Raw genomic sequence first — 20,040 nt, 5'->3', positions numbered from 1 at the left:
CGCTTGGGCTACGCCGCCGCTTTGTTGCAAAGGGGCACAGGTGCATGGGACGCAGGAAAAAGGGCCGCGACATTTCGGGCTGGCTGGTGGTGGACAAGCCTGCGGGCCTGACCTCGACCGCGGTGGTGAACAAGGTCCGCTGGGCGTTTGACGCCAACAAGGCGGGCCATGCCGGCACGCTGGACCCCGAAGCAACGGGCGTTCTGGCCGTGGCACTGGGCGAGGCGACGAAAACGGTGCCCTACGTCACCGACGCCATGAAAGCCTATGAATTCACTGTCCGGCTGGGGCAGGCCACCAACACCGACGACGCCGAGGGCGAGGTGATCACCACCAGCGACAACCGCCCCAACGATGACCAGATCAAGGAGGCGCTGTCAGGGTTCGTGGGCGACATCATGCAGGTGCCGCCACAGTTTTCCGCCGTCAAGATCGATGGACAGCGCGCCTATAAACTGGCCCGCGATGGTGAAGAGCTGGAACTGGCCGCCCGGCCCCTGTGGGTCGAGGAATTGTTGCTGACCGACCGGCCCGATGCCGATCATGCGGTGCTGGAAATGACCTGCGGCAAGGGCGGATACGTGCGCAGTATCGCCCGCGATCTGGGGCAGCTTCTGGGGTGCTTTGGCCATGTCACGCGGTTGCGGCGCGTCTGGTCAGGCCCTTTCGACCTGCAAGAGGCCGTGACACTGGACCGGGTCGAGGAACTGGCCCGCACGCCCGAGCTGGATGCCCTGCTGCTGCCACTGGATGTCGGGCTGGCCGATCTGCCGCATGTCACCTGCACCGATCAGGGGGCCGCGCGCCTGCGCAACGGGAATGCCGGCATGGTGGTCGCGCATGACGTTGAATACGGCGATGAATGCTGGGCCAGCTATCAGGGCCAGCCGGTCGCTGTGGGGCGCTACAAGGCAGGCGAACTGCACCCCAGCCGCGTGTTCAACCTGTGACATGATCACGCGCGAGTTTCAGAAGGGCGATGCGCTGTCCACCGCCGTCTATTCCGATTGCGAGCGGTATCGCTATCTGCTGACGCGGGTGTGGGAGCCGACGGGGCGCAGGGCGTTGTTCATCATGCTGAACCCCTCGACCGCGACCGAGGTACAGAACGACCCCACGGTCGAACGCTGCGAACGCCGGGCGCGGGCTCTGGGGTTCGGAGGGTTCCGGGTGACGAACATCTTTGCCTGGCGCGACACCGACCCGAAAAAGATGCGCGCCGTCGCCGATCCGGTCGGTCCCGCCAATGATGCGGCGATTGCCGACAGTTGCCCGTGGGCCGATCAGATCATCGCGGCCTGGGGCAGCCATGGGGCCCATCTGGGGCGGGGTGCTCAGGTTGCCGATCTGTTGCAGGCATCAGGTCGCGCGGTGCATCACCTTGGTCTGACGCAGGGCGGGCATCCGAAACACCCGCTTTACATCTCCTATACGCAGCAGCCCGAACTGTGGCTGCCGGGTCGCGGCGGATCGCCTGACTGACACCGACCGCCGCGCCACGGACCCGCGTTAACCACCGGCAGCGAATGCAATTGACCGAACTGGCCCCCCGCATGCGATTATGCGCCGGGGGCCTTTGTTTGGTGGGACGTGGGACATGTTGATGATTGCAAGCCTGCTTGGCCTGATGCTGGCCAGCGCGGCCTTTGTGGGCGTTGTGCCACCGGGGTCCGATGATCTTGGCGACACGGATATCCCGGATGCGCCCGGATCGGATTGGGCCGGGGATCTGGCGCACGACGCAGCATCCGATTTGATCACCGGTGACCAGACGCTGGTGGGCGGCGATGGTGACGACCGGCTGACCGGCGGCCGTGGCGTGGATGAGATCGGTGGTGGCGCGGGCGATGACACCTTGTTCGGCGGGGCTGGCAACGATGATCTGCACGGGCAGGATGGCGATGACAGCCTGATGGGCGATGCGGGCGACGATACGCTGCGTGGCGGCGCGGGAAATGACACCCTGTTGGGGGGAACAGGCCATGACACCCTGTTTGGCGGGCCGGGCGATGACCTGCTGTCTGGTGATGCCGGTGACGACAGCCTGATCGGCGGTGACGGGGCGGACACGCTGCTGGGGGGCGAGGGGGCCGACACCCTGCTGGGCGGTCTGGGCGATGACGTGCTGGATGGCGGACCCGGCCCTGACGCCTTGTTTGGTGGTGCCGGGAACGACACCATGACGGGACGCGGTGACGGGGCTGTCGATTACCTGAACGGCGGCGCGGGCGACGATGTGATCGAGGCGGGTAGCGGCGATCATGTCGATCCGGGCGAGGGGAGCGATACCATTCTGGTGGGCGACTGGATCACGGATGCGGTCACGCTTCACAGCTTTGATCCGGCCGAGGACCAGATCGTCGTGGTCTATGACTTGGATGGGGCCGATCCGGTGCTGGCGCTTGGTCCTGATGCCACCGATGAGACACGCGTGGCGCTGATGCTCAACGGGGTTCCTATCCTTTCGGTCGCGGTCGAGGCGGGGCTGACGCTGGACAACGTGGCCCTTCTGGGAACGTAAGGCAGGGCTTTGCGACCTGCGCCTGTCAGGCTAGGCTGCGCGCATGACACGCCAAAGCCCCTATCGCCCCTTCACCCCCAAGCCTGAACAACAGGCGCTGGTGCCCGAGGTATCCGGCAATACGATCAACGGTCTGGGCGAGGATCAACAGCGCCGTCCGCACATGGTCTATTGGGCACCCGATCCCGATACCATCCCGCACGGGCAGATGCAGCGCTGGTTCTATAGTGTGAATGCCGATCACCCCGCCCTGATCCGCGCGCGGGCCGAGCGTCAGGTGATCCTGGATCAGCCGATGCGCGAGGTTGCCGAGACTCAAATCCCGCGCAGCCCGGACGACTGGACCGCGGCACTGGACCAGTTCGTGCAGGACGGTCTATGCGAAATGACCGGCGTGGCCGAGATGCGGCCCGAATGGGTGTTCGACCATCACGAGGTGACCCAGTCGCGTGTCATCATGCTGGGTGTCCAGCATGACTATGGCGAAATCTCCAAGGCACCCAACCCCGAGGCGGGCGGCGAGGTGATGCGCCAGTACGGACGCGCCGCCGGGGCGGCCAAGGCGGTCGCCAACTGGCTGCGCGATCACGGGTGGGCCGCCGAGCCGCTGGCGGGGTCGCTGACCGGCAAGCTGACGCTGATCCCGCCCGCGCTGGAATGTGGCTTTGGTGAGTTGGGCAAGCATGGCAGCCTGATCAACCCGGAATTCGGCGCGTCTTTCCGGCTGGCGGCGGTGCTGACCGATGTGCCCTTTGCGCCGACGCCTCGGCGCGATTTCGGGATCGACGGGTTTTGCGCCGCATGCCGCATTTGCGAAGATGCCTGCCCGCCGGTGGCCATCGCCCCGGAAAAGCAGACCGTGCGCGGCACCGAGAAATGGTACGTGGATTTCGACAGGTGCCTGCCGTTTTTCAACGAAACCAACGGCTGCGGCATCTGCATCGCGGTATGCCCGTGGTCGCGCCCCGGTGTTGGCCTGAACCTTGCCGCGAAGCTGGCCCGCCGGGCCAGCCGGGATTAACGGTTGCCGCGGCGGTCCGCCTCGCGCCGGATGTCGAACTGACGGTTGCTGATGCTGGCACCGACGCGCATTTCACCCAGCACCACGGTTGTCGTGCTGCCGCTGCCATCGTCGATCTTCCATTGGCGCAGCTCGGTCGGGTTGCCGGTGAACACCAGCTGGATGTTGCCGTATTCGGGGTTGTCGGGGTCTTGCGCGGTCACGGTCGTGGTGTTCGCATCGGATGTGTGCCCGACCACCATGCGATCCCGCGTCAGATCGACATTTTCCGCCAGAATGATCGACAGCGGCGTCTGGTTCAGCGGATAGACATCCGGGCCGGTGTTCGACCGGCCATCGAAAACCGCCACGCTGCCGGCGCCTGCCAGAACCAAGGCCGGATTGGGTGCGGCGTATTCGAACCGCGCGCGGCCCGGACGCTTGATATAGATCGTGCCGGTGTCGATCGTGCCGTCATCGTTGATCTGGGTAAAGGCCCCCTGCGCCGTCTGAAGCTGGTTCAGATAGCGCGAGATTTCCGCCAGCGACAGCCTTTCGGCGGCGGCGGGCAGGGCGGTTGCGACCGTCAGGGCCGCGGCGATGAGAAAACGCTGTATCATGACATCAAAATAATCCCTTCCCGCCGCGCGCACCAGATGCCCCCCGTCACGTTCACGCGACGGGTGTGTCATTCGGCGGCTTACTGCTGCTCGGGCACCAGAATTTCGCGCTTGCCGACGTGATTGGCGGCGCTGACGATGCCCTCGTCCTCCATCTGTTCGACCAGCCGGGCGGCCTTGTTGTAGCCGATGCCCAGTTTGCGCTGGATATACGAGGTCGAGCATTTGCGATCCTTGATCGCAATCCCGACCGCCTGATCATACAGCGCATCCTCGCCCCCGGTGTTGCCACCGGTGTTCAGGCCCAGAACCGCGTCGATATTGTCGGCCCGGTCATCATCCGGCCCTTCGACCACACCCCCGATATATTCGGGCGGGCCATAGGATTTCAAATGGTTCACGATCTCTTCGACCTCTTCATCCGACACGAAGGGCGCATGGCAGCGGATGATCTTGGCCCCACCCGCCATGTACAGCATGTCGCCCTGACCCAGCAGTTGCTCGGCACCCTGCTCGCCCAGGATGGTGCGGCTGTCGATCTTGGACGTCACCTGAAAGCTGATACGCGTGGGAAAGTTCGCCTTGATCGTGCCGGTGATCACATCGACCGACGGGCGCTGCGTGGCCATGATCAGGTGGATGCCGGAGGCGCGCGCCATCTGCGCCAGACGCTGGATGCAGGCCTCGATCTCCTTGCCCGCGACCATCATCAGGTCGGCCATCTCGTCGACGATCACCACGATGAACGGCATCTTTTCGGGCATCAGCTCTTCGGTTTCGAACACGGGTTCGCCGGTTTCATCGTCGAACCCGGTCTGCACCGTGCGGCTGAACATCTCGCCCTTGGCCAATGCATCGGCGACGCGACTGTTATAGCCGTCGATGTTGCGGACGCCCATCTTGGACATCTTGCGATACCGCTCTTCCATCTCGCCCACGACCCATTTCAGGGCGACAACCGCCTTTTTGGGGTCGGTCACAACGGGCGACAGAAGGTGGGGGATGCCGTCATAGACCGACAGTTCCAGCATCTTGGGGTCGATCATGATCAGGCGGCATTCATCCGGCGTCAGCTTGTAGAGCAGCGACAGGATCATGGTGTTGATCGCCACCGACTTGCCCGAGCCGGTGGTGCCCGCGATCAGAAGGTGCGGCATCTTTGACAGGTTCGCCACGACAGGATCGCCGCCGATGTCCTTGCCCAGCGCCAGCGGCAGTTTCTGATTGCCGTCGCCATAGTCGCGGCTCGACAGCACCTCGCGGAAATTCACCATCTCGCGGTGATCGTTCGGAAGTTCGATGCCGATCACGCTGCGCCCCGGCACGGTGGACACACGCGCCGACAGGGCCGACATGCTGCGCGCGATGTCATCGGCCAGACCGATCACGCGGCTGGCCTTGAGGCCCGGGGCCGGTTCCAGCTCGTACATGGTGACAACGGGGCCGGGGCGGACGCTGACGATCTCGCCCTTGACGCCATAGTCATCCAGCACGGTTTCCAGCATCCGCGCGTTTTCCTCCAACGCCTCATCGGACAGGTGCAGGCGCTGCACCGTTTCCGGGCTGGCAAGCAGCGACAGCGGCGGCAGGTCGTATTCAACGGCAGCGCGATCCTCCAGCGGCAGGGTCGGCTGTGCCTCGGCGCGGGCGCGGGTCGACGGCTGCATCGGTTTGCGGATCGGATGCTGCACCACCTTGCGCGGCTCGGCCACGGGGATGGTGAATTGCGGGGTGGTCTGCTGGTGCAGCGGCAGGCCGGTGTCCGGCATATCATCGGCATCCATCAGGTCGTCATCTTCATCATCCGCAAAGGGCGTGTAGGCCTGTGGTGCCGGGGCAATAACGGGCTGTGGCTGTGTCACGGTCAGGCGTGGTGCCGGGGCCGACTGCGGCGCATGCGCGGCGGTCAGCGGCGGTTCGGGCGGCAGGCCGCCCGGCGCGGGGCGCGTGGTGTTCAGCAACAGCGGATCAGGCCCGCGCCCGCGCCCTTTGGTCAGCGGCGCGGCAGCGACCATGGCCGGCCCCACCCGCGCGCGGCTTTTGATCACATCGGCGATCTTGGCCCTGATGCGATCGTCGCCGGGCATCTCGCCCTCTTCGGCAACGGGCTCGGGGGTGACAAGCTCGGGTTCGGGCATGGTTTCCGGGCGTCGCATCAGCCCGGGCATGCGGGCAAACAGGCCACCGCGAAGGGGTTCGGGCTCGGCCTGCGGCATGTCCGGTTCCACTGGATGAAACACGGGTTCCGAGCGCCGCACCCTTGCGGCGGGCGGGGCCACGGCCTCTTGTGCGGCGGCCCATTCAGCGGCCTCGGCGGCCTCGCGGGCGCGTTCCGCACGGCGTTCCGCCGCGCGCGCCTGCAAGGTCTGCGCCGTGCGCACGGCACCGCTGGCACCGTGCCCCAGCAGGCGCATCAGGTTGGCATAGCTGACGATCATCCCGACCGTCAGAAACCGCGCGATGTGGCGCAATTCGGTCAGGATAAAGCCCAGAACGAACGCGGCCATCACCAGCATGGCCGCGCCCAGCAGCAGCGAGACAAACTTGAGGCCGAGGGTGGCGCTGACCGGCAGGATGCCCAGAAGGGCCCCCAGAACCGTGTCGCCGAACAGCCCGCCCAGACCAAAGGAATGCGTCTGCGCCCAATCCGCCCCCGGCGCCAGCGAGGCGGCATAAAGCGCCAGAACCGCGATCCAGATCGGCGCAAAGATCAGACGACCCAGCGCGCGCTCGGCCCCGCGATGCACCACCAGTCGCAGGCCCCAGGCCCCCATCACGATGGGCAGGCCCCATGCGGCCCAGCCCACGATCATGAACAGGGGCGCGGCGATCGACGCACCGAACCGGCCCAGCCAGTTCTGAACCGGCTGATCGGTGGCCGACAGGAACGACGGATCCTCGGGGTGATAGCTGATGACCATGGCGGCGGCGGCAGCAGCCAGAACCAGCAGGGTGATCCCCAGCAGTTCCTTGCCGCGCTTTTCGATCGCCTGGGCCATGTCGCTGTCGAACAGCGGATCGCGTCCCCGTGTCTGATATGCCATGCCTCGCCTCGTCCTTTTCGGTTCTTGTTTTTAGCCGTAAATGCAGTCGCGCAGCGCGATCAAGCCGTCGCGCGTTTCATCCATCGGAGCCACCATCGCCACGCGTATGTAACCGCGCCCCGGGTTGCCCTGATCGGTGTCGCGGCCAAGGTAGGCGCCGGGCAGCACCCGCACGCCGGTCTCGCGCCATGCCTTCAGCGTGGCCTCTTCGCCGTCATCCACGGGCAGCCACAGGAAAAACCCCGCCTCGGGGCCCTGATAGCTGTTGATGCCCGCGAAAACCTGATCCGCGACGATATACTTTTCCGCATAGAGCGCGCGGTTTTCGGTCACATGCGCCTCGTCGGTCCAGACCGCCTCGGCGGCGCGTTGCAGCGGCAGCGGCAGCGGCGCACCGGCATAGGCGCGAAGCTGCTTCATCCGCGCGATGCTGGCAGCGCCCCCGGCCACAAAGCCCGAGCGCAGGCCCGGCAGGTTCGACCGCTTGGAGAGCGAATGGAACACCACCACGCGATCCGGATGCGCGCCCACGCTTGCAGCCACGTCCAGCGCCCCGACAGGCGCATCGCCGCGATAGATCTCGGAGTAACATTCATCCGCGAAGATCTGGAAATCATACTTTTCCGCCAGCGCGATCAGGTCGGTCCAATAGGCCCGGCTGGCCACCGCCCCCTGCGGATTCGCGGGCGAGCAGATATAGGCCGCCGCCACCCGGTTCAGAACATCCGCTGGCAAGCCGGCATAATCCGGCAGATAGCCGGTTTCACGGGTGGCGGGCACGAAAACCGGCTCCGCCAGAACCGAAATCGCGCCGATCATGTAGACCTGATAAAACGGGTTGGGCATCAGGATCAGGGGTGTGCCCCCGGCCTTCTGCTCGGGCACCAGCGCCATGCAGGCATTGTACAGCCCCTCGCGCGTGCCGTTCAGGGGCATCACCTGCGTGTCCGGGTCCAGCGTCACGCCATAGCGGCGCTGCAGCCAGCCGGTGATCGCGGCACGCAGTTCGGGCGTGCCGTCATTCGGGGGATACTGGCCAAAACCGCCGCTTTCGCGCGCAATGATCCCAGCCACCCAGTCGGGGAACGGGTGCTTGGGTTCGCCAATGGTCATATGGCGCACCGGCCCGCCTGCGGGATGCGCATCCAGAAGCGCCCGCAGACGCGGAAACGCATAGGCCGGTAGGTTCGAAAACCGCTCGGGAAACATGATTGACTGCCTCAAGGTGCGGGGTCTTTTTCGCCCCGGTTTGAGGGCAAGTTACCCAAAGCGATGCGCGTCGTCCAGAAAAACAGGCGGATAATCCGGGGGTTGTGGCATTTCAGACAGCCCCACGAAAAAAGCGCCCGGAGATGACCGGGCGCCCCATGCAACGGTGACAAATCGTGTTACTGACAGCGGCTTTGCGCCTCGTCCAGCGCGGCGGTAAAGCCCAGCAGCGAGAACGTGTCCTTTGTCTGCGTCCCACGAGATGAGCGCGCGGTCAGCACTGCACTTGCGCCACGCTTGAGCGCCGTGATGATCTCGGTATCCTCCGAGGCGGATGCGGGCCAGGCCCATTCGCCCTGGGTGAACAGTTCGAACTCGGTGCCGTCGACGTTCAGGTTCACGGTCGAGCCTGACGCAAAGGGATAGCCGCCCGTAAATCCGACCTGCCCGGCTACATCGGCATCCGGGCGGAAGAACGCCATGAACAGGATCTCGCCCCGCCGCACGGCCACGACGCGGCCATCGCGGGTGTTCACCGTTTCCTTGGGCGACGTCACGGCCCAGCATTCCTTGGGATCGCTGTCTTCGAAAACGCTCCAATCCGTTTTGGCGGCAACCTGGTTGTCGCTTGTCTGCTGCGCCCAAGCGCCCGTTCCTGCCAGCACCAGCGCGGCACAAGCCAGCCCTTTTGCAAACTGTAATACCATATGACCAGCCTCCAGCCGTTCCTAAGCCTCAATTCCAAGATGCCACTTGTTATCGCTTTGCTATTGCGGCACCAACCTGTCTCGACATTGCGACATTAGCGTGGATTCCGCTACCGGCGAAAGGGCCATTGGCGGAAATTCGCACAGTTGTGAAGGGGGTGCCAAGATGGTCAACGCGGTTGATATGGTCGAGGTATGGCGCGGCCCGTTTCTGGAGAGCATGCATCGCGGTCATGCGGTGATTTGTGACGACACAGGCCAGATCGTGCAGGCCTGGGGCGACCCCGGCGCGGTGGTCCTGCCGCGCTCGTCTTCCAAGATGTTGCAGGCGCTGCCACTGATCACCAGCGGGGCGGCGGCGGCGCATGATCTGACGCAGGCGCAGCTGGCGCTGGCCTGCGCCTCGCACAACGCCGCGGCAATCCATGTGGATGCGGTGCAGGGCTGGTTGGCGCATATCGGCAAATGTGACGATGATTTCTGCTGCGGTCCGCAAGAGCCGCGCGACATCGCGATCCGCGACGCTTTGATCCGCGAAGGGCGCGCGCCTGATCGCGTGCACAACAACTGCTCGGGCAAGCATGCCGGCTTCCTGACGCTGGCCAAGCATCTGCGCGCGGGCCCGGACTACGTGGCGGCGGATCACCCGGTGCAAGTCGCCGTCAAGGATGCGTTCGAGGAAGTGACAACAGAAACCACGCCGGGGTTCGGCATCGACGGCTGTTCGGCCCCCAACTTTGCCAGCAGCCTGCACGGCATGGCCCGCGCGATGGCGTTCTTTGCCGCCGCCCGTGACGGCGCAGGTACGCAGTCCAGCGCGGCAGCGGCGCTGACGCAGGCGATGGTCACCCATCCAGAGCTTGTGGCCGGCGAAGGTCTCGCCTGCACCGAACTGATGCGTGCCTGTGGTGGGCGCGTGGCGCTGAAAACCGGGGCCGAGGCGTTTTTCATCGCCATCATCCCCGAACGCAAGCTTGGCGTCGCGCTCAAGATCGTCGATGGCGGCACCCGCGCGGCGGAATGCGCGATCGCCGCGATCCTGGTCAGGCTTGGCATGCTGGACCCGGCGCATCCGGCGGCGCAGACCTTCTTGAACGCGCCGATCCGCAATTGGGACGGGCTGGAAACCGGGATGATCCGGCCTGCGCCTGAACTGGCGTAGCGTCAGGCGACCAGCCGCGCCTCCCACGCCTTGAGGCAAGGGCGGGCGGTTTCGGCGGGCTGGCCCTGCTGATCCGCCAGTTCGGGAAACAGGGTCAGCAACTCGTCGCGTGTTTCCGTGTCCAGAGCGGCCAGCGCCATCGCCCCGGTGTGCAGGCTTTCGCTTGGCACGCCTTCGGCCCAGATCACCTGATGATCGTCAAACGCCAGATGCACATAGGTGACGCGGGGCACGGGCATGGATCTGATCGTTGTGCCATTGACCAGATGGCGCGCCGCGACAAGCACCTCGTTCTGTCCGAAGTGCATCTCGGCCCGCCAATCGCGCAACAGCATCCGGTGCTGGGGCGATACAAGAAGATCACGATAGTTGCCCAAGGCCCCCGCCTGAAACCGGATCGGGGCCAGCGCGCCCCGGCCCGGCACCCGGCGCTGACCGGCCCACCGCACCTGTTGCAGGCCATGGTCCAGTGTCTGCACAAGATCACCGGGTCGGATCACCTCGACCGGCAGCGGTCCGGTGTCGGTTTCGATCAGCGTTCCGGCACAAAAACAGGGAAAATCGGGCGGATCATCGGAAAACGTTGAAAAGGCAAGTTTCTGCGCGCGCGGCGGATCGAAACCCGGGCCGTATTGCACGGTCCCGGCTGTCAGGCCATTGACATCAAACACTATCTTGGCGGGATTGGTCATGATCTGGTGTTCGGCAGACGATGCGCGACCCTGAAACTGATCATGCTGGGGATTCAGGTTTGAATAGATCGGCGGCTGCGGTCCGCCGATCTCGGGCCAAGCATAGATATCGACAAACTGCCCGTTGGAAAAGAACGGATCGCCAGTGTTCACCTGGCGAATGACCACGCGAAACACGTCCGTCGCGCTGCCAAGGGGCTGCACACCGAACAGCGTCACCTTCATGCCGTTGTTGTTTCCCGATGTTGCAACGCTGTTGAACGTTGCAATTTCATCGCCGGTTACAAATATCTCGACCTCGGCCACGGGTGGACCCCTTACAACAGATCCCCCCAGGATTTGTTGCGCTCCGCCAAACAATGGACGGTCTTGTGCAAAATTGTCCGGGATTGCCCGAAATTGCAAGCGGCCAGCCGGAATGACCAGAAGGGGTTGACCCGCAACGTTGCCGGAATGCCGCGTCAGGGGATGACGAAATCCGCCCGCGCATAGCCTTGCAGGTATAAAAGCGCGGTCAGGTCACCGTGGTTCACCCGCACATCGCATTGCGCGGCCACGCTTGGTTTTGCATGCAGCGCCACACCCGTGCCCGCCTGGCCAAGCATGCCCAGATCGTTGGCCCCGTCGCCCACGGCGATCACCTGATCATGGGTCAGCCCCAGCCGCGCACTGATCTGCTCCAGCGCCTCGATCTTGGCTTCGCGGCCAAGGATCGGGCGGGCGACCTCGCCGGTCAGGCGGCCATCCGCGATCAGCAGCGTGTTGGCACGGTTTTCGTCAAAACCCAGTTGCGCGGCCACCTGCGCGGTAAAGGCGGTGAACCCGCCCGACACCAGCGCGGCATGACCGCCATGCGCCTGCATCGTCGCAATCAAGGCCGCGCCGCCGGGCATGTAGGTGATGCGACTGGCCAGCACCTTGTCGATCACGCCCGCATCCAGACCGCGCAGCAGGGCCACACGCTCGATCAGCGCGCCTTCGAAATCCAGTTCGCCGTTCATCGCGCGAGCGGTGATCGCCTTGACATGATCGCCGACACCGGCCTCGTCCGCCAGTTCGTCGATACATTCCTGCTGGATCATGGTGCTGTCCATGTCGGCCAGCAGCATCGCCTTGCGCCGCCCCTCTGCGGGCTGGATGACGAGATCGACGCCCAGAGTCTGCACATCGGCCCAGACGTCCCAGCGATTCCCCGGCTTTTCGGTCAGCGAGAACTCCGCCGCCTCGTCCGGCGACAACCAGACCGCATCGCCCCCGCCCCAGGCATTGCGCAGGCTTTCGACCAATGCCGGGTCCAGCATGCCGGGTTTGGCGATCAGGGTGCAGATGAACATGGGCGGCTCCGTCACTAAACGCGTGCCTCCTCGTAGCGCGCAACACGCCGAACCGCCAGCCCGCACGCGGCATGGGGGTGGGTTGGCACCCACCCTACGGACCGCCGCGAACCGGCACGCAAGTTTCCGATCGGCATCAAGATGCGTCGCAAATTGCGGGTAAACCGCCGTGTCTGCGTCATTTCTGCGCTTGCGCGGCACGGGGCGTGGCCGTATCTGCGTAGGCGGGACACCCCTCCCCAACGAGGGGCGCTTATCTGAAAGGGTAGCATAAAATGGCTATGACCAAACCGACTGCGCGGCCACAAAACCCGCGTTTCTCCTCTGGCCCCTGCGCCAAAATCCCCACATTTGACCTCAATGCCCTGTCCGACGCCCCCTTGGGCCGGTCGCATCGTGCCGCAGTGGGCAAAGCGAAACTGAAACAGGCCATCGAGGACACGCGCGAGATTCTGGGCGTGCCTGCCGATTACAGGATCGGCATCGTGCCCGCATCCGACACCGGCGCCTACGAGATGGCGATGTGGACGATGCTGGGCGAACGCCCCGCCGAAATGGTCGCCTGGGAAAGCTTTGGCGCGGGTTGGGTCACCGACGCGGTCAAACAGCTCAAGATCGACGCGCAGGTGCACACCGCCGCGTATGGCGAGATCGTGGACATGGCCGCGCTGGACTATGACAACGACGTCTGCTTCACATGGAACGGCACCACCAGCGGCGTGCGGATGCCCGATGGCGATGCCATTCCCGCCGAGCGCGCAGGCCTGACCATCTGTGACGCGACCAGCGCCGCCTTTGCGCAGGACCTGCCCTGGGACAAGCTGGATGTGACCACGTTCAGCTGGCAAAAGGTGCTCGGTGGCGAGGCCGCGCATGGCATGCTGATCCTGTCACCGCGCGCAGTGGAGCGGCTGGAAACCTACACGCCGCCATGGCCACTGCCCAAGATCTTCCGCCTGACCAAGGGCGGCAAACTGATCGACGGCATTTTTGTCGGCGAAACCATCAACACCCCCAGCATGCTGGCGGTCGAGGATTACCTGCTGGCGCTGGACTGGGCCCGCTCGGTCGGTGGCCTCAAGGGGCTGATGGCGCGGGCCGATGGCAATGCGCAGGCGATCTGGGATTTCTGCGCCGCGCGCGACTGGATCGACAACCTGGCAGTGGACCCGGCGACACGGTCGAACACCAGCGTGTGCCTGAAGTTCACCGATGATCGCATCAAGGATGGCGCCGCATTTGCCAAGACGGTGGCCAAACGGTTGGAGGCCGAAGGCGTGGCGCTGGACGTGGGCGCCTATCGGGACGCCCCTGCAGGCCTGCGGATCTGGTGCGGCGGCACGGTGGAAACCGGCAATATTGCCGCGATGCTGCCCTGGCTTGACTGGGCGTTTCACGAAGAGATCGAGGCGCAGTCAGCAGCGGCCTGACGCATCCGTTTTCTTGCAAAGAAAACGACACGGACTTTATGACAAAGTCCGTGTCCTTCCCCCTGAAAATTTGCACAAGGACCACGACAATGGCCCCCAAGGTTCTCATCTCCGACAAGCTTTCCGACGCTGCCGTGCAGATCTTTCGCGATCGCGGCATCGACGTCGATTTCATGCCCGATCTGGGCAAGGACAAGGACAGACTGGCCGAGCTGATCGGTCAGTATGACGGCCTTGCCATCCGGTCGGCGACCAAGGTCACGCCGACGATCCTCGACGCGGCGACCCGGCTCAAGGTGATCGGCCGCGCCGGCATCGGCGTCGACAATGTCGACAAGGAAGCCGCCAGCAAGAAAGGCGTGATCGTCATGAACACGCCCTTCGGCAACATGATCACCACCGCCGAGCATGCCATTGCGATGATGTTCGCCGTCGCGCGGCAGATCCCCGAGGCCAGCGCATCCACCCACGCGGGCAAGTGGGAAAAGTCGAAATTCATGGGGGTCGAACTGACCGCCAAGACGCTTGGCGTGATCGGCGCAGGCAACATCGGCGGCATCGTCTGCGACCGGGCACGCGGCCTGAAGATGAAGGTCATAGCCTACGACCCGTTCCTGTCGGAGGAAAAGGCCGCCAAGATGGGCGTTGAAAAGGTCGAACTGGACGATCTTTTGAAACGGGCCGATTTCATCACCCTGCATGTGCCGCTGACCGACACGACTCGCAATATCCTGAGCCGGGAGAACCTGGAAAAGACCAAGAAGGGCGTGCGCATCATCAACTGCGCCCGTGGTGGCCTGGTGGATGAACAGGCGCTGGCCGAGATGCTGAAGTCGGGCCACGTGGCCGGCGCCGCGTTCGACGTCTTTGCCGAGGAACCGGCGACCGAGAATCCGCTGTTCGGCCTGCCCAACGTGGTCTGCACCCCGCATCTGGGTGCCGCCACCACCGAGGCGCAGGAAAACGTGGCGTTGCAGGTGGCCGAGCAGATGTCGAACTATCTGCTGGATGGCGCGGTGGAAAACGCGCTGAACATGCCCTCGATGACCGCCGAAGAGGCCAAGGTCATGGGCCCCTGGGTCGCTCTGGCAGGCCACCTGGGCAGCTTTGTCGGCCAGATGACGGACGAGCCGATCAAGGCGATCAACATCCTCTATGACGGTGTCGTGGCCGACATGAACCTGGATGCGCTGAACTGCGCCGTGATCGCGGGGATCATGAAGAAGGTGAACCCGGACGTGAACATGGTCAGCGCCCCGGTGATCGCCAAGGAACGCGGCATCAAGATCAGCACCACCAATCAGGACAAGTCAGGTGCATTCGAGGGGTATATCAAGGTCACCGTGGTGACCGACAAGCGCGAACGTTCGATCGCGGGCACCTGTTTTTCCGATGGCAAGCCGCGCTTTATCCAGATCAAGGGCATCAACATCGACGCCGAGGTGGGGGCGCACATGCTCTATACCACGAACGAGGACATCCCCGGCATCATCGGTACACTGGGCGGCACCATGGGGCGGCATGGGGTGAACATCGCCAACTTCACCTTGGGTCGTGCGGCCGCGGGAGGCGAGGCGATCGCCCTGCTGTATCTGGATGCAGAACCCGCCGAGGACGTGCTGGAAGAGCTTGAGAAAACCGGCATGTTCCAGCAGATCAAGCCGCTGGAATTCGAAGTGGCCTGATCCGGCCAATCCCCAACATCAAGGGCGCGGTTCTGCAAGGGCTGCGCCCTTTCAAATTCAGCGGCTTCGGTATAGGTCAAGCGTATGAGCAGCCCCATCTACGCCATCGGCGACATCCACGGCCAACGCGCCATGCTGGAGGACGCGCTTGCGCTGATCGAAGCCGATGGCGGCGCGGATGCGCGCATCGTCTTTCTGGGTGATTATGTCGATCGTGGCCCCGACAGTCGGGGCGTTCTGGACCTGCTGTCGCGCGGGCTGGCCGAAGGGCGCAACTGGACCTGCCTGAAAGGCAACCACGACAGGATGATGGAGTGGTATCTGGACACGCCCCCGCGGCACGATCCTTACCTGCTGGTCGGCTATGACTGGATGCACGAACGGATCGGCGGGCGCGAGACGCTAGCCTCCTACGGCGTGACGCATATCGAAAGGCGGCGCATGTTCGAACTTGCCGATGAGGCGCGGACGACGGTGCCGCAGACACATCTGGAGTTCCTGCGCAACCTGCCCCTGACCCACCACGTTGACGGCTTGTTTTTCGTCCACGCCGGTATCCGCCCCGGCGTGTCACTGGATGCGCAGGTTGAAACCGATCTGCTGTGGATCAGGGCCGAGTTTCACGATGACCGCCGCGATCACGGCGCACTGATCGTGCATGGTCACACACCGCTGGACAGCCCACAGCACTATGGCAATCGGGTCAATCTGGACAGCGGCGCCGGCTATGACCGGCCCTTGACCGCGGCGGTGTTCGAAGGCGAGAGCGCCTGGCGGCTCACCAAAAAGGGCCGCGTGTCAATGGACTGACCGACCGGAAGGTTGGGGGTTTCACCCCCAAACCCCCAGAGTTTATGGGCAAGATGAAGACAGACCCCGCATCAGGCCGCGTCGAAATCCAGCACCAGCTTGTCGCTTGTCGGGCGGGTCTGGCAGGCAAGCGTGAACCCCGCCTCGATCTCCCACGGTTCAAGCGAATAGTTCACCGCCATCTCGGCACTGCCATCCGCCACCTTGCAGCGGCAGGTGCAGCACATGCCACCCTTGCAGGAATAGGGCAGCTCCAGCCCGGCGCGCGCGGCGGCATCGACCACGTTGTCATCCTGTGCGCCCAGGATGAACTGGCGGCGTGTGCCGTCCAGGATCACCTCGACTGTGGCACCGGTTTCGGCGACAGCTTCGGCAGCGGCGGATTTCGGGGCGCGCGGTGCCTCGCCATCCTGGGTGAACCGCTCGAAATGGATGCGGTCCGGGGCTATGTCCATTCCGTCCAGCGTGCGGCGCACGTCGTCGATCATGTCGCCGGGACCGCACAGGTAGATGCCTTCAGCGCCCGCCAGATCCACCGCGCCGGCACGACCCAGCGCCGCCACCTTGTCGCCCGTGATCCGCCCGTTGAGCAGATCAACGTCTTGCGGCTCACGCGACAGGATATGTACGACGGTGAACTGATCCACGTACCGATCCTTGAGAGCCTCAAGCGCCGCGCGGAACATGATGGTATCATAGGCGCGGTTGCCATAGATCAGGGTCACCCGCGCCCCGCGCGCCAGCGCCTCACCGGCGATCGACACCATCGGCGTGATCCCCGAGCCGGCGGCGATCAGCACCAGATCGTCTTCACCCCGCGTCACAAAGCGCCCCTCGGGCGGCATGACCCGCACCCGGTCACCGGGCTTCAAGGCCTGGCAGAACGTCGAGAATACGCCGTCCTCGACCCGCTTTACACCCACGGTCAGCGGTTCACCCGGCAGCGAAGCGATGGAATAGGACCGCCGCACATCGGCACCATCCACATCGGCGCGCAGCGTCAGATATTGGCCGGGCCGCCAGTCAAACCCATCCGTGGGCATGTCGAACGTGATAGAGACTGCGTCCGGCGTTTCCTGCCGGACCTCGCGGATTGTCAGATCGTGGAACATGCTCGCCCCCTCAGATGCATTTGAAATAATCGAACGGTTCGCGGCACGACAGGCAGCGATACTGCGCCTTGCAGGCCGTCGATCCGAATTCGCTCAGCCGCTCGGTATCGCGGCTGGCGCACCGCGGGCAGGTCACCTGCGCCGCGCCGAACAGCGTGGCCTTGCCGCCGCTTTCCTCGGGCGGGGCGATGCCATAGGCACGCAGCTTTTCGCGGCCCTCGGGCGTGATCCAGTCTGTCGTCCAGGGCGGTGTCAGCACCCGCTCGATCCGCGCCTCAAAGCCTGCGTCGCGCAGCGCCGCCTCGATCGCCAGTTCGATGGCCAGCACGGCGGGGCACCCCGAATAGGTCGGGCTGACGCGGGCAACCGCCACTCCGCCGTCGATCCGCACATCGCGCAGGATGCCCAGTTCGGCCACGTTGACGCAAGGCACCTCGGGGTCCGGCACGGCCGATGCGGCCGCCCAGGCGCGGGTGGCTGCGGTCACCATGTGGCCCCCGGATGGGCGCGATGCACCGATTGCATCTCGGCCAGCAGATGGCCCAGCCCCTCGCCATGCAAGCCGGCACGCCCTCCGGTCTGCGGATAGGGCACCTGCGGCACCTCCAGCAATGCCTCGGCAAAGATCTGAGCAATCGTGGCATCAAACGCCGCGCGCAGGTCGCCGCGCACCGGCAGCACGCCTGCCGTCTCGGCCTCTGCCGCCACGTCCGAGCTTTCAAACAGCTCATCCACGTAGATGTGCAACGAGGCCACCGCCTCGCGCATCCGGTCGGCGCTTTGCTCGGTCCCGTCGCCCAGCCGGATCACCCACTCACCCGCATGACGGATGTGATAGGCCATTTCCTTTTCGGCCTTGCCCGCGACACCGCGCAGCGTCTCGTCACTGCTGATCTCCAGCGTCTTCAACCAATAGGGCCGCATGAACGCCGCAAAATACAGGCTGCGCAGCATGGTATGGGCAAAATCCTCGTTCGGCCTCTCGACCAGCAGGCAGTTGCGATACTCGCGCTCGCCCCGCAGATAGGCCAGGTCGTCCTCGGACCGGCCCGCCCCTTCCAGCTTGCCTGCATGATCATACAGCACACGCGCGCTGCCAATCAGATCCAGCGCCATGTTGGGCAGGGCCAGATCCTCTTCCAGCATGGGCGCATGGCCGCACCATTCGCTGATCCGGTGCCCCAGCACCAGGTGGTCATCGGCCAGTTCCAGTATCGCCTGCCAGACCGCCATCACATATGCCCCACATCATCAGGGATTTCGTAAAAGGTCGGGTGGCGATAGATCTTGTCGGCGGTCGGCTCGAAATTCTCGGCCGCCTGATCGGGGTCGCTCGCCACGATCTCGGTCGAGCGGACGACCCAGATCGAGGTGCCCTCGCCGCGCCGGGTATAGACATCCCGCGCGGCCTGAAGCGCCAGCACGTCATCGGCGGCATGGATGCTGCCGACATGCTTGTGCGCCAGCCCGTTGCGGGGCCGGATGAACACTTCCCAAAGAGGCGTGGTATGCGTCATGGCCTCATTCCTTCATCTTGCTGAATAAACTCCGGGGTCCGGGGCAGCGCCCCGAACTGCGGGATGGCGGGCGGGGCGATGCGGGCATAGCCCGCGAGCGCCGTCCCGTCGTCCCGCCTACTCTGCCGCGATCTTGCGCGCGCAGCGCTTCTCGGCATGGGCCAAGGCAGCCTCGCGCACCCACGCGCCCTTGTCCCAAGCGGCCTTGCGATCCTTGATCCGGTCCTTTGCCATCGGGCCATGCCCCTTGACCACGCGCCAGAACTCGTCCCAGTCGATCGGGCCGTGATCGTATCCGCCCTTGTCCTCGTTCCATTTCAGATCGGGATCGGGCAGCGTCAGGTCCAGATATTCGGCCTGCGGCACGGTGGCGTCAATGAACTTCTGGCGCAGCTCGTCATTGGTGAACCGCTTGATCTTCCAAGCCATGCTTTGATCGCTGTGCTCGCTGTCGGCGTCATGCGGGCCGAACATCATGATCGACGGCCACCACCAGCGGTTCAGCGCGTCCTGCGCCATCGCCTTTTGCGCAGGGGTGCCCTGCGCCAGCGTCATGACGATCTCGTATCCCTGCCGCTGGTGAAAGCTCTCTTCCTTGCACACGCGGATCATCGCGCGGGCATAGGGGCCGAACGAGCACCGGCACAGCGGGATCTGGTTCATGATCGCCGCGCCATCGACCAGCCAGCCGATCACGCCGATGTCGGCCCAGGTCAGCGTGGGATAGTTGAAGATGCTCGAATACTTGGCCTTGCCCGACAGCAATTCCTCGGTCATCTGCTCGCGGCTCACGCCCAGCGTTTCGGCGGCGGCATACAGGTACAGGCCATGCCCGCCCTCGTCCTGCACCTTGGCCAGCAGGGCCGCCTTGCGCCGCAGGCTGGGCGCGCGGGTGATCCAGTTGCCCTCGGGCAGCATCCCCACGATTTCCGAATGGGCGTGCTGGCCGATCTGGCGGACCAGTGTGCGGCGGTAGCCCTCGGGCATCGCATCGTTCGGTTCGATCTTTTCCTCGGCATCAATGCGCCGCTGAAACCTCTCCAGAAATTCCGGCGTTTCCGTGGTGCTGCCATCCGCACCGATCAGACCTTGGCTATACATGGGTGGCTCCTCCTGTCGCTGAACATGTTATAAGTTACAAAACCGATCTCTCAAAGCGTTTTTTGTAACACTTGCGCCCGGGCCGGGCCTGACCCA

General features: G+C 64.5%; 19 protein-coding genes. 8 read left to right on the top strand and 11 right to left on the bottom strand.

Going from position 1 to position 20,040, the window contains the following annotated elements; all coding sequences use genetic code 11:
- Positions 1-44: 44 nt before the first annotated feature.
- The 4 genes from truB (at position 45) to ACFTOW_RS12735 (ending at position 3,542) form a co-directional block, all read left to right on the top strand.
- Positions 45-950 (top strand): tRNA pseudouridine(55) synthase TruB, encoded by a 906-nt coding sequence (gene truB, locus ACFTOW_RS12750; RefSeq protein ID WP_379916279.1) that lies wholly within the window; start codon positions 45-47, stop codon positions 948-950.
- Between the two features lies 1 nt (position 951).
- Positions 952-1,482, top strand: coding sequence for a DUF1643 domain-containing protein (locus tag ACFTOW_RS12745; protein ID WP_379916277.1), 531 nt, complete (start codon positions 952-954; stop codon positions 1,480-1,482).
- A gap of 115 nt (positions 1,483-1,597) precedes the next feature.
- Complete coding sequence (locus ACFTOW_RS12740) at positions 1,598-2,521, top strand: calcium-binding protein (protein WP_379916275.1); 924 nt, start codon at positions 1,598-1,600, stop codon at positions 2,519-2,521.
- 43 nt (positions 2,522-2,564) lie between these two features.
- Entirely contained in the window at positions 2,565-3,542 is a 978-nt protein-coding gene (locus tag ACFTOW_RS12735) for a 4Fe-4S dicluster domain-containing protein (RefSeq protein ID WP_379916273.1), read from the top strand.
- Here ACFTOW_RS12735 and ACFTOW_RS12730 read toward each other — a convergent pair.
- From ACFTOW_RS12730 to ACFTOW_RS12715, 4 genes are all read right to left on the bottom strand, one after another.
- Complete coding sequence (locus tag ACFTOW_RS12730; RefSeq protein ID WP_379916271.1) at positions 3,539-4,141, bottom strand: LolA family protein; 603 nt, start codon at positions 4,139-4,141, stop codon at positions 3,539-3,541. The two genes, ACFTOW_RS12735 and ACFTOW_RS12730, sit on opposite strands and share 4 nt — an antisense overlap.
- Positions 4,142-4,221: 80 nt before the next feature.
- On the bottom strand, positions 4,222-7,185 hold the full coding sequence (locus tag ACFTOW_RS12725; RefSeq protein ID WP_379916268.1) for a DNA translocase FtsK: 2,964 nt from the start codon (positions 7,183-7,185) through the stop codon (positions 4,222-4,224).
- Positions 7,186-7,215: 30 nt separating this feature from the next.
- Entirely contained in the window at positions 7,216-8,394 is a 1,179-nt protein-coding gene (locus tag ACFTOW_RS12720; RefSeq protein WP_379916470.1) for an aminotransferase class I/II-fold pyridoxal phosphate-dependent enzyme, read from the bottom strand.
- A gap of 179 nt (positions 8,395-8,573) precedes the next feature.
- Positions 8,574-9,101, bottom strand: a complete 528-nt coding sequence (locus ACFTOW_RS12715; RefSeq protein ID WP_379916266.1) for an invasion associated locus B family protein — start codon at positions 9,099-9,101, stop codon at positions 8,574-8,576.
- 166 nt (positions 9,102-9,267) lie between these two features.
- Here ACFTOW_RS12715 and ACFTOW_RS12710 point away from each other — a divergent pair, with 166 nt between their 5' ends.
- Positions 9,268-10,263: an asparaginase gene (locus ACFTOW_RS12710; protein ID WP_379916264.1), complete on the top strand. Its 996-nt coding sequence runs from the start codon at positions 9,268-9,270 to the stop codon at positions 10,261-10,263.
- Between the two features lie 2 nt (positions 10,264-10,265).
- On the opposite strand, the gene ACFTOW_RS12705 is transcribed toward ACFTOW_RS12710, so the two are convergent.
- Positions 10,266-11,261 carry a Hint domain-containing protein gene (locus ACFTOW_RS12705; protein WP_379916262.1) on the bottom strand — a complete coding sequence of 332 codons (996 nt, stop codon included), beginning with the start codon at positions 11,259-11,261 and terminating at the stop codon, positions 10,266-10,268.
- Between the two features lie 155 nt (positions 11,262-11,416).
- The gene (gene serB / locus ACFTOW_RS12700) at positions 11,417-12,289 is read right to left on the bottom strand and encodes a phosphoserine phosphatase SerB (protein WP_379916260.1); all 873 of its coding nucleotides are present in this window, start codon (positions 12,287-12,289) and stop codon (positions 11,417-11,419) included.
- 275 nt (positions 12,290-12,564) lie between these two features.
- Here serB and ACFTOW_RS12695 point away from each other — a divergent pair, with 275 nt between their 5' ends.
- From ACFTOW_RS12695 to ACFTOW_RS12685, 3 genes are all read left to right on the top strand, one after another.
- Positions 12,565-13,719, top strand: a complete 1,155-nt coding sequence (locus tag ACFTOW_RS12695; RefSeq protein ID WP_379916258.1) for a phosphoserine transaminase — start codon at positions 12,565-12,567, stop codon at positions 13,717-13,719.
- A gap of 89 nt (positions 13,720-13,808) precedes the next feature.
- Positions 13,809-15,404, top strand: a complete 1,596-nt coding sequence (gene serA, locus ACFTOW_RS12690) for a phosphoglycerate dehydrogenase (protein WP_379916256.1) — start codon at positions 13,809-13,811, stop codon at positions 15,402-15,404.
- A gap of 84 nt (positions 15,405-15,488) precedes the next feature.
- Positions 15,489-16,214, top strand: a complete 726-nt coding sequence (locus tag ACFTOW_RS12685) for a metallophosphoesterase family protein (RefSeq protein WP_379916254.1) — start codon at positions 15,489-15,491, stop codon at positions 16,212-16,214.
- Positions 16,215-16,285: 71 nt separating this feature from the next.
- Here the strand turns inward: ACFTOW_RS12685 and ACFTOW_RS12680 are convergent, their stop codons facing one another.
- From ACFTOW_RS12680 to paaA, 5 genes are all read right to left on the bottom strand, one after another.
- A complete protein-coding gene (locus ACFTOW_RS12680; RefSeq protein ID WP_379916252.1) occupies positions 16,286-17,326 on the bottom strand; it encodes a 2Fe-2S iron-sulfur cluster-binding protein in 1,041 nt (346 codons plus the stop codon).
- A 10-nt stretch (positions 17,327-17,336) separates the two neighbouring features.
- The gene (paaD, locus tag ACFTOW_RS12675; protein ID WP_379916250.1) at positions 17,337-17,816 is read right to left on the bottom strand and encodes a 1,2-phenylacetyl-CoA epoxidase subunit PaaD; all 480 of its coding nucleotides are present in this window, start codon (positions 17,814-17,816) and stop codon (positions 17,337-17,339) included.
- Positions 17,810-18,559, bottom strand: coding sequence for a 1,2-phenylacetyl-CoA epoxidase subunit PaaC (gene paaC, locus ACFTOW_RS12670; protein ID WP_379916248.1), 750 nt, complete (start codon positions 18,557-18,559; stop codon positions 17,810-17,812). Before paaC ends, paaD begins: the two co-directional genes overlap by 7 nt.
- Positions 18,559-18,843, bottom strand: a complete 285-nt coding sequence (gene paaB / locus ACFTOW_RS12665; protein ID WP_379916246.1) for a 1,2-phenylacetyl-CoA epoxidase subunit PaaB — start codon at positions 18,841-18,843, stop codon at positions 18,559-18,561. Before paaB ends, paaC begins: the two co-directional genes overlap by 1 nt.
- Positions 18,844-18,960: 117 nt before the next feature.
- Positions 18,961-19,944, bottom strand: coding sequence for a 1,2-phenylacetyl-CoA epoxidase subunit PaaA (gene paaA / locus ACFTOW_RS12660; protein WP_379916244.1), 984 nt, complete (start codon positions 19,942-19,944; stop codon positions 18,961-18,963).
- Positions 19,945-20,040: the final 96 nt, after the last annotated feature.

This window comes from Lacimonas salitolerans (assembly GCF_042677865.1).
Taxonomy (GTDB): Bacteria; Pseudomonadota; Alphaproteobacteria; order Rhodobacterales; family Rhodobacteraceae; genus Lutimaribacter; species Lutimaribacter salitolerans.
The sequence above is the reverse complement of the archived record's forward strand: the minus strand, read 5'-3'. Positions and strand labels throughout refer to the sequence as shown.